Raw genomic sequence first — 9,406 nt, forward strand, 5'->3', positions numbered from 1 at the left:
GCGGCCCAGGCGAGCGCGGCGGCGATGCCGGTCGGCCAGGTGCGCGCGCGGCGCGCTTCGGCCGCGAGCGTCGCTTCGCAGGCCGTGCAGGCCACGCGTGCGGAGGCAGCGGAAGCAGGCGCGCCGCCGGCCGGTGACGGTGCGGTGCGCGCGGTGGAGGCGTGTTCGATCGTCGACATCGCGTCACCCGAGCACGTTCGCATAGACCTGCTGCGCGAAGCGCTGCGGGTCGGTGCTCTTCTTCAGCACGCTGATGCGGCGGAAATCGTCCGCATAGAACGCGATTTCCTGCTGCAGGTCGACATTGGTCGGGTGGTGCGTGTAGGTGAGCGTCGCGTAGAGCTTGCGCAGGTCCTCGGGGCTGATCTTCGGTGAATATTTCGCGAACACCTTCGCGGCTTCGTTCGGGTTGTCGTGCGTGAACTCGGTGGCCTGCACGATCGAGCGCGCGAGTGCGGCGGCGGACGGCCGGTCGTTGCGCACGAGATCGCCGCGCGCGCCGATCACGCAGCACACCTTGCGTGCGTATTCGCCTGACAGGTTCGTGGCGAGTTCCGTGTACGCGCCGTTGCTGCGCTTTTCGAGGAGGTAGAGGTTCGGGTCGCCGTCGGCGATCGCGTGGATCTCGCCCTTGTCGACCGCGACGCCGAGCAGGTCGGCCGGATACTGCCGCCACGTGATGTCGCGCTCGGGATCGATCCCGTTCTTCGCGAGCAGGATCGAGAAGAAGTGCTTGCCGGGCGCGGCCAGGTCGCTGACGCCGACCGTCTTGCCCTTCAGCGCCTGCAGCGTCGTGACGCCGGCCGCCTTCGAGCCGAGCAGCCGCACGCAGCCGCCGTGCGAGCTGCCGATGATCTTCACATCGAAACCGGCTTCGAGCGGCTTCAGCCAGCGATGGATCATCCCGACCGCCGCATCGGCCTTGCCGGTCGCGATCGATTCGAGCAACTGGTCGGTCGAGCCGCTGTAGTTGATCAGTTCGACCTTCAGGCCGTTCTTCTCGAAGAAGCCGCGCTCCTGCGCGACGACGATCGGCGTCAGGCAGAACGCGTTCTGGTTCCACGCGAACGTGAGCTTCTTCAGCGGCGGCGCGGACCAGGCCTTGCGGCCAAGCGTGATCGCGGGCGCGGCGAGCGCGGCGGCGCCGGCCGCGCGCAGCAGCTTGCGGCGTTTGTCGTCGTGCGCGTCGTGCGTGTTGTGCGTATGGCGCGCATTGGCGGGCGCGGGTGCGGCGGTTCGGGTCATGTGGTCTGGTCTCCGGTCGTGCGGGAAGGCGCTCAGTCGAGCAGGTCGGGTTCGTCGGCGACGACGCGCGCGAACAGGCTGTCGAACGCATGCAGCGCGCCCTCGGGGCCGCCGATCTGGCCGTGCGTGTGGCGCGCGGTGGCGTGATCGATCGGTTGCGGCGTGCCGGCCGCCTCGGCCAGCAACTGCGTGTGCGCGGCGTTGTCGAGCGCGATGTACCACCATGCGGCGGCCTCGACCGTCGGGCCGGCGGTCAGGATTCCGTGGTTCTTCAGGATCGCGCCCTTGTGCGTGGTGCCGTCCGGTTTCGCAAGCGCATCGGCGATCCGTGCGCCTTCGCTCGTGTCGACGACCATCCCCGTGAAGTCGTCGAACAGCGCGTGGTCTTCATAGAACACGCACGCGTCCTGCGTGAGCGGATCGAGCGGGCGGCCGAGTGTCGACCACGCCTTGCCGTACGTCGAATGCGTATGCGCGGCGGCGACGATGTGCGGATGCGCGTCGTGGATTGCCGCATGGATCGCGAACGCGGCCTTGTTCAGCGGGCGCGTGCCGATCGCGGTTTCGCCGCGCGCGTTGACGAGCAGCAGGTCGGACACCTTGATCTGCGAGAAATGCACGCCGAGCGGATTCACCCAGAAGTGGTCGGGCAGTTCGGGGTCGCGTGCGGTGATGTGGCCGGCGAGCCCCTGTGCGAAGCCGAAGCGGGCGAACAGGCGGAACGCGGCCGCGAGCCGCTCCTGACGGTGGCGGCGCTCGGCGGCGACGTCGATGCGCGGCGCGGGCGGATCGAACCAGAAATGCTGGCGCGGCGACGCGGCGAGCGCGAGGCCCGACGCGGTGCGTTCGAGTGTGGACGGAACGGCGGACATCGTAAGGGTCTCCCGGGTTGCGTCAGGCCGCGCGGCGCGCCGCGTCGCGTGCGGCGACGGCGCTGCGCACGCGCGGAATCAGTTCGCGGCCGTAGTCGATCGCGTCTTCCAGCGGATCGAAGCCGCGGATCAGGAACGTCGTGACGCCGAGGTCGTAGTAGTCGAGCAGCGCATCGGCGACCTGTTCGGGCGTGCCGACCAGCGCCGTCGAATTCGAACGCGCGCCGGTGAGGCTGGCGATCTCGGTCCACAGCCGCTTGTCGACGCGCGAGCCGCGTTCGGCCGCGGCCAGCAGGCGGCGCGCGCCTTCGCTTTGTTGCGGGCCGCCGGCGCCGAGGCCGGCCGCTTCACGCAGCCTGCGTGTTTCGTCGAGGATGCGATGCGCACGCGCCCACGCTTCGTCCTCGGTCGCGGCGAGGATCGGGCGGAACGACACGGAGAAACGCACCTGCCGGCCGTGCTTCGCGGCTTCGGCGCGCACCCGGGTCGTCAGGTCGCGCACCTGGTCGAGCGATTCGCCCCACAGCGCGTAGACGTCCGCGTGCTTGCCGGCCACGGCGAGCGCGGCTTCCGATGCCCCGCCGAAATAGATCGGCACATGCGGCTGCTGGAACGGCTTCACTTCCGAGAACCCCTGTTTGAACCGGTAATGCGCGCCGTCGTGATCGAACGGCTGCGCTTCGGTCCAGATCCGCCGCAGGATGCCGAGGTACTCGTCGGTGCGCGCATAACGTGCGTCATGGTCGAGGAAATCGCCGTCGCGCTGCTGCTCGCTGTCCGAGCCGCCGGAGATGAAGTGCACGGCGAGCCGGCCGCGGCTGAACTGGTCGAGTGTCGCGATCTGCCGCGCGGCGAGCGTCGGCGCGGTGAAGCCGGGGCGATGCGCGAGCATGAAGTGGATGCGCTCGGTCGCGGCCGCTGCGAACGCGATCGTCAGCGTCGCCGACGGGCCGGTCGAGTGGTGCGGCACGAGGATCCGGTCGAAGCCGGCCGTCTCGTGGGCGCGGGCAAAGTCGCGCACGTAGCCGGGGTCGACCACGGGGCCGGACGGCGGGTGGATTTCCGACTGCTTCTGGCTCTGGATCATGCCGATGAATTCGACGCTCATCTGGGTCTCCGGTGCGGGGATGTCCCGGCACGCGGCCGGGCAGGAATGGAGCGCAGGTTAACGCCGCGATCATGCGGAATGGAAATAATCAATCCCGATTTGAATATCAGATTTGCATGGTTTGGGCGCGTGTGCGCTACGCATACGCTGTGGGCTCACGAACGATCGGGCGCGCGGGCGCCGGCGAATCCGGGGGGTACGCGTTGCGGATCGACCGGTTCATGGGATACCGCGCCGCGTGGCGATCGATTGCCGCGGTTGCCGATCTCCGTCGCGCTTGCCGCCTGTCCGTATTACCCAGGGAATCCGTTTCGATGTCCGCCAGCCTTGCCGCTTCCTCGCCGTCGCCGCAGCCGCCCGCGCTGCGCCTCCTGCCCACCAACGATGCCGACGACGCACGCGTCGCCGCGCTGCTCGAGCGCCTCGCGCCGGAACTTGCCGCCGACGCGGCGCGCAATGACGTCGATGGCCGCTTTCCGCACGAGAACTTCGCGCGGCTGCATCGCGCGGGGCTGATCGCGCAGGTCGTGCCGCGCGAGCATGGCGGTGCCGGTGCGACGCTCGCGCAGGCGAGCCGGATCGTTGCCGCCGTCGCGCGGGCCGATCCGGCCACCGCGCTGGTGCTGACGATGACCTATCTGCAACATCGCGCGCTCGGCCGGGCCGACAACCGCTGGCCCGCACAGGTGCGGCGCGCGGTGTTCGACAGCGCGGTCACGCACGGTGCGCTGATCAACGCGCTGCGGGTCGAACCCGCGCTCGGTTCGCCGTCGCGCGGCGGCCTGCCGGAAACCGTAGCCCGGCGCGACGGCGACGGCTGGCGGCTGTCCGGCCACAAGCTGTACAGCACCGGGATTCCGGCGCTGCGCTGGCTGGCCGTGTGGGCGCGCACCGACGAACCGGCGCCGCGGGTCGGCGTGTTTCTCGTGCCGCGCGACCGCGATGCGGATGGCGATCGCATCCGCGTGATCGAAAGCTGGAATCACCTCGGCCTGCGTGCGTCGGGCAGCCACGAGGTCGTGTTCGACGACGTCCGGCTGCCGGCCGATCACGCGGTCGACGTGCGCGCACCGGACGCATGGGCCGTGTCGGCCGCGACCCACGCGGATGCCGACGCGCAGGCCGACCAGCAGGCGTGGATGGTCGCGCTGCTCGGCAGCCTGTACGACGCGGTGGCGCGTGCGTCGCGCGACTGGGTGGTCGAATTCGCGACGACGCGTGCGCCGAGCGGGCTGGGCGCGCCGCTCGCGACGCTGCCGCGCGTGCAGGAAGCGGTCGGCGAAATCGAGGGCTGGCTGCACGCGAACCGCGTGCTGCTCGACGATCACATCGCGCGCACCGACGCTGGCAGTGCGCCGCCGGTCACGACGAGCGGGCTGGTCAAGCGCACCGTGACCGAGCACGCGATCCGTGCGGTCGAGCAGGCGCTGAAGCTGTCGGGCAATCACGGGCTGAGCCGCGCCAATCCGCTCGAACGCCACTATCGCGACGTGCTGTGCAGCCGCGTGCATACGCCGCAGGACGACGCGATCGCGGTGGCGGCGGGGCGTGTGGTGCTCGACGCGGCGAGCCGGGTCGAAGCGAAGGGCGAGACGAAGGGCGAAGCGAGCGGCAAAGCGGGCGGCGAGACGGAAACGGGCGGGGCGTCGGTCGACGGGACCGAGCGCGGCCGCAGCGATGCGTGAGCGGAGCCGGGCTGGCGCGAGCATCGACCGGGCGGCGCGATGCCGCCGCCGCCCGGTACGGTCACGCAGCCTGGTCGTGCGCCTGCTCGGGCAGCGCGAATGCCGCACGCGCATGCGCGGCGACGGCCGCGAGCGGCGCGCCGAAGCGGGCCGCATCGTGCCGGCGCAGCAACCACAGATCGATGTGCGGCTTGAAATCGGCGAGCGGCACGATGTCGAGCGCATCGCGCAGCGGGCTGCCTTCGACGAGCGGCAGCGGCATCAGCCCGATGCCGAAGCCGTTCGCGACGCTCTGCAGTTGCAGGTCGCGGCCGTAGGCGTCGAGCGTGACCGGCATCGGCAGGCCCTGCGCGTCGAGCGCGCGCCGCAGGCCCGCACGAAAGCCGCAACCGTCGGGGTTGAGCACCCAGCCACGAGCGTGGCAATCGGCGAGCCGGTAGCTGCGGCGCGGCCAGTCACCCTTGCGGCCGACCGCGACGAGCCGCGTGGCCAGCAGCCGTTCGCCGTCGACCTGTGCCGGCAGCACCATCTCGCGCGCGAGGAACACGAGCGCCGCATCGAGTTCGCGGCGGGCGACGCGCTCGACGAGCATGCCGCCCCACGCGGTCGTGACCTGCGTCGCGAGCGCGGGCCACTGCGCGGCGAGTTCGGCGATCAGCGCGGGCAGCATCAGTTCGCCGAGGCCCTGCGTGAGCCCGATCCGGAACTCGCCGGCGGGCGGCTGCTCGCCGGCCGTCAGCTCGCGCAGCGCATCGACTTCGCGCAGGATCGCGCGACACTGCTCGAAGACCTGCCGGCCGATGTCGGTCGGGCGCGGCGGCTTCGTGTTGCGATCGAGCAGGGTCACGCCGAGCGCTTCCTCGAGATTCTGGACGCGCCGCGTGATCGCGGGCTGCGTCATCCCGAGCTCGGCCGCGGCCTGGCTCAGGGTCTGGCAGCGGACAACCGCTGCAAAAGCGTCGATATCGCTAATTTTCATGTTTGTTCTGCATGGTCTTTCAGGTGCATCATGACGATCCATCATATTCGGCATCATATTCGAGGAGCCAGCCGATGAGTACGCTTTCGTTGCATCAGACGCCGCTGCGTCCGTTCGTCGACGGTCTGGGCGCGCTGCTCGCGTCCGGCGCGGACGAGGCGCGCATCCTCGACGAGGGCGGTGCGCTGCTCGCTGCGCTCGTCGAACACGACGACTGGTTGCCCGACACGTTCGCGCAGCCCGACCCCGCGCGCTATCGGCAATACCTGCTGCATCTCGACCCGGACGAGCGGTTCTCCGTCGTCAGCTTCGTGTGGGGCCCCGGCCAGACGACGCCGATCCACAACCACACGGTGTGGGGGCTGATCGGAATGCTGCGCGGCGGCGAATTCTCGCAGCCGTACCGGTTCGACGCGGCGGGCCGGCCGGTGCCGTCCGGCGAAGCCGTGCGGCTGGCGCCGGGCGAGATCGAGGCCGTGTCGCCGCGCATCGGCGACGTCCATCGCGTGACCAACGCGTTCGCCGACCAGGTATCGATCAGCATCCACGTGTACGGCGCGAACATCGGCAAGGTCGAGCGCGCGGTGTACCTGGACGACGGCACCGTGAAGCCCTTCGTGTCGGGCTATTCGAACGCCTGATGCTACGCCCGCCGATGCGGCCGGTTGCCCGCACGCGCCGGCGGGCCCAAGATTGATCCGTTCCGCTTTCTTCACCGACTTCAACGCATTCAATACAGAGACATCGTGACGCACTCCGCCGATTCCACTTCCCGTTTTCCCGTCGCGTCGTACCAGGATGTGCGCGCGCGCCTGCTTGCCCGCGACGAGATCGCACTGATCGACGTACGCGAGGAAGACCCGTACGCGCAGGGCCACCCGCTGTGGGCCGCCAACTTTCCGCTGTCGAAACTCGAACTCGACGCGTGGACGCGGATTCCGCGCCGCGACACGCCGATCGTCGTATTCGGCGAAGCCGGCGGCGAGGATCTCGCGCCGCGCGCGGCCGAGAAGCTCGCGCAACTCGGCTACACCGACGTGCGGCTGCTCGACGGCGGCCTCGCGGGCTGGCTCGCGGCGGGCGGCGAACTGTTCATCGACGTGAACGTGCCGAGCAAGTCGTTCGGCGAATGGGTCGAGGCCGAGCGGCATACGCCGTCGCTGTCCGCGCAGGAGGTGCAGGCGCTGATCGACGCGCAGGCCGATGTCGTGATCGTCGACGCGCGCCGTTTCGACGAATACCAGACGATGAACATCCCGACCTCGACGAGCGTACCCGGCGCGGAACTCGTGCTGCGCGTGCGCGCGCTTGCGCCGAACCCGGCGACGCAGGTCGTCGTCAACTGCGCGGGACGCACGCGCAGCATCATCGGCACGCAGTCGCTCGTCAACGCGGGGCTGCCGAATCCGGTCGCGGCGCTGCGCAACGGCACGATCGGCTGGACGCTCGCGGGCCAGACGCTCGAGCGGGGTGCCGCGCGGCGCTTTCCGGACGACATCGACGCGACGCAGCGCGACGAAGCGCGCCGCGCTGCGCGCGCGGTGGCCGAACGCGCGGGCGTACCGCGCATCGCGCTCGCCGACGTCGCCGCGCTCGACGAACCGGGCCGCACGCTGTACCGCTTCGACGTGCGCACGCCGGAGGAATACGAAGCCGGCCATCTGCCGGGTTTCCTGAGCACGCCGGGCGGCCAGCTCGTGCAGGAGACCGACCATCATGCGGCCGTGCGCGGCGCGCGGATCGTGCTCGCCGACGACGACGGCGTGCGCGCCGACATGACCGCGTCGTGGCTCGCGCAGATGGGCTGGGACGTGCGTGTCGTCGAGCCGGCCGGCGCGGCCGCTTTCGGCGAGCGCGGCCAACCGCCGCGCGACGTGCCGGCGACGCCGGCCGTGGTGGAGGTATCGCCCGCGACGCTCGCGGGCTGGCTGAAGGAGGCGGCGCCCGGCGAGCTGGCGATCGTCGACGTGACGGCCAGCGCGAACTACGTGAAGCGGCACATTCCGGGCGCGTGGTTCGCCGTGCGTGCGCAGCTGCGCGACGCGCTCGCGGCGATTCCGGCCGCGAAGCGTTATGTGTTCACGTGCGGGTCGAGCCTGCTTGCGCGGTTTGCGGCGGACGACGCGCGTGCGTTGCTGCCGGCTTCGGCCGAGATCCGGGTGCTCACCGGCGGCACGGCCGCATGGATCGACGCCGGGTTGCCGCTCGAAAGCGGCGAGACGCGACTGGCGTCACCGCGTGTCGACCGCTACCGGCGCCCGTACGAAGGCACCGACAACGCGGCGGCCGCGATGCAGGCGTATCTCGACTGGGAATACGGGCTGGTCGACCAGTTGAAGCGGGACGGCACGCACCACTTCAACGTGATCTGACCGATGCGATGCAACCGGGGGCAACGCGCGCGTCGCGCGCCGCGCCCGGTCGACGCGCGTCTCAGCGCTTGAACGTATCGACGGCCGTGCGGCCGACGGCCGGATCGTCGGTGAAGAAGCCGTCGATGCCCGCGCGCAGGTACGCCTGGATCTCGCGCACCGAGCCTGCCGTGTTGCGCGTGGCCGGCGTGCCGCCGTCCTTCAGCGACGCGGGCAGGAAGTTGTTCTCCGGGCGGAACGTGTACGGATGCACGACGAGGCCGGCCTCGTGCGCGTAGCGCACGTACTGCGTCGGCTGCTGCAGCGTGCCGTCCGCGGCGACCGCGATGATCGACGTCTTGTACGGGCCGACGCCGTTCGCATAGGTCGCGACCTCGCGCATGCCGTCGCGCGTCGACAGGTCGCCGTAGGTGCGCTTGTCGTTCGCCTTCACGAAGTCGTACGGGCGCTGGCCGGCTTCGTCCATCAGCTGCACGAGCTTCCAGTTCGGCTGGCTCGACTTGATCCGGTTGCGGATCGCCTTCAGGTTCGCGACCTCGAACGACTGGATGTAGACGGTCGCGGTGCGGGCCGTGTACGAATCCTTCAGCAGTGCATCGACGAGGCGGTCCTCGAGCGGCAGGCCGATCGACTGGAAGTAGGTCGGGTGCTTGGTTTCCGGATACAGGTGGATCGTGCGGCCGGTCTGTGCGGACATCTGCTTCGCGAGCGCGACGATTTCGTCGAACGTCGGAATCTCGAACTGGTCGTTGTATGCGGTGTTCGCGGGGCGGACCTGCGGAATGCGCTCGCGGGCGCGCAGCGTCTTCAGCTCGGCGAGCGTGAAATCCTCGGTGAACCAGCCGGTCAGCTGCGCGCCGTCGATCGTCTTGGTCGCCTTGCGGCTCGCGAACTGCGGCAGCGCGGACACGTTCGTCGTGCCCGAGATCTCGTTCTCGTGCCGCGCGACGAGCACGCCGTCGCGGGTCGACACGAGGTCGGGCTCGATCACGTCCGCGCCGTCTTCGATCGCCTTGCGGTACGACGCCAGCGTATGTTCGGGGCGCAGCGCGCTCGCGCCGCGATGGCCGACCACCTGGACCTTCGCGGAAATCGGCTGGGTGGGATCGGACGCGACGTCGTCGTCGCCGCCGCACGCGGCGAGC

Annotated in this window: 8 protein-coding genes; 3 read left to right on the forward strand and 5 right to left on the reverse strand. The window is 70.2% G+C overall.

All coding sequences use genetic code 11. The features are described 5' to 3' along the window. Positions 1-183 precede the first annotated feature (183 nt). The 3 genes from L810_RS39205 to L810_RS39215 are packed head-to-tail and all read right to left on the reverse strand — an operon-like array spanning position 184 to position 3,225. Positions 184-1,245, reverse strand: a complete 1,062-nt coding sequence (locus L810_RS39205) for an ABC transporter substrate-binding protein (RefSeq protein WP_021163691.1) — start codon at positions 1,243-1,245, stop codon at positions 184-186. Positions 1,246-1,277: 32 nt separating this feature from the next. Continuing rightward, positions 1,278-2,117, reverse strand: coding sequence for a class II aldolase/adducin family protein (locus L810_RS39210; protein WP_021163692.1), 840 nt, complete (start codon positions 2,115-2,117; stop codon positions 1,278-1,280). A gap of 22 nt (positions 2,118-2,139) precedes the next feature. Then, positions 2,140-3,225 carry an LLM class flavin-dependent oxidoreductase gene (locus L810_RS39215; protein WP_021163693.1) on the reverse strand — a complete coding sequence of 362 codons (1,086 nt, stop codon included), beginning with the start codon at positions 3,223-3,225 and terminating at the stop codon, positions 2,140-2,142. A gap of 314 nt (positions 3,226-3,539) precedes the next feature. Here L810_RS39215 and L810_RS39220 point away from each other — a divergent pair, with 314 nt between their 5' ends. Then, positions 3,540-4,910 (forward strand): acyl-CoA dehydrogenase family protein, encoded by a 1,371-nt coding sequence (locus L810_RS39220; RefSeq protein WP_042978117.1) that lies wholly within the window; start codon positions 3,540-3,542, stop codon positions 4,908-4,910. Positions 4,911-4,971: 61 nt separating this feature from the next. On the opposite strand, the gene L810_RS39225 is transcribed toward L810_RS39220, so the two are convergent. Further along, a complete protein-coding gene (locus tag L810_RS39225) occupies positions 4,972-5,946 on the reverse strand; it encodes a LysR family transcriptional regulator (RefSeq protein WP_179945695.1) in 975 nt (324 codons plus the stop codon). Positions 5,947-5,963: 17 nt separating this feature from the next. Between L810_RS39225 and L810_RS39230 the strand changes: the two genes are divergently transcribed. Both L810_RS39230 and L810_RS39235 read left to right on the forward strand, forming a co-directional pair. Continuing rightward, a complete protein-coding gene (locus tag L810_RS39230) occupies positions 5,964-6,530 on the forward strand; it encodes a cysteine dioxygenase (protein WP_021163696.1) in 567 nt (188 codons plus the stop codon). Between the two features lie 105 nt (positions 6,531-6,635). Further along, positions 6,636-8,261: a rhodanese-related sulfurtransferase gene (locus L810_RS39235; RefSeq protein WP_042978119.1), complete on the forward strand. Its 1,626-nt coding sequence runs from the start codon at positions 6,636-6,638 to the stop codon at positions 8,259-8,261. Positions 8,262-8,322: 61 nt separating this feature from the next. Here the strand turns inward: L810_RS39235 and L810_RS39240 are convergent. Beyond that, positions 8,323-9,406, reverse strand: a 1,084-nt coding sequence (locus tag L810_RS39240; RefSeq protein WP_042978121.1) for a glycerophosphodiester phosphodiesterase, incomplete at its 5' end; no start/stop codon positions are given.

It is taken from the genome of Burkholderia sp. AU4i (assembly GCF_000466765.1).
GTDB classification, from domain to species: Bacteria; Pseudomonadota; Gammaproteobacteria; order Burkholderiales; family Burkholderiaceae; genus Burkholderia; species Burkholderia cepacia.